Origin of the sequence: Mesorhizobium sp. M8A.F.Ca.ET.181.01.1.1, assembly GCF_004792025.1 — a bacterium.
Lineage (GTDB): Bacteria > Pseudomonadota > Alphaproteobacteria > Rhizobiales > Rhizobiaceae > Mesorhizobium.
Genome location: NZ_SRTV01000043.1, coordinates 1 through 517, shown reverse-complemented (window position 1 = coordinate 517; position 517 = coordinate 1). Strand labels below are relative to the sequence as shown.

1 protein-coding gene is annotated in these 517 nt (G+C 66.5%); it reads right to left on the bottom strand.

The features are described 5' to 3' along the window. Window positions 1–517 (bottom strand): VCBS domain-containing protein (locus EN824_RS33485; protein ID WP_210236375.1); only part of this gene is annotated, 517 nt, incomplete at both ends.

Here is a 517-nt window from a genome sequence, read left to right as displayed (position 1 = left end):
CGGCGGCGAACTCGTTGTGGGCCGAGCTTGCCGTGTAGGTCCAGGCACCGGCGCTGTCGATGGAGAACGAGCCATAGGTTCCAACGGTCGCGGCCTGGGCGACGAAGGTCGCCGGGCTGTCGACATCGGAGATGGTCAGCGTGCCGGAGCTCGAGATGTCGGTGGCCGAGTTGGTCTCGGTCAGGTTGCGCACATCGGCCGACAGGATGGCGGCATCGTTGGTGCCGTCGATGTTGATGGTCACCGAGGTGTGGGTGCCGTCGGCGCTGACGACATCGAAGGTGTCGGTGTAGGTGGTGCCGGCGGCGAACTCGTTGTGGGCCGAGCTTGCCGTGTAGGTCCAGGCACCGGCGCTGTCGATGGAGAACGAGCCATAGGTCCCTGCGGTCCCGGCCTGGGCGACGAAGGTCGCCGGGCTGTCGACATCCGAGATGGTCAGCGTGCCGGAGCTCGAGATGTCGGTGGCCGAGTTGGTCTCGGTCAGGTTGCGCACATCGGCCGACAGGATGGCGGCATC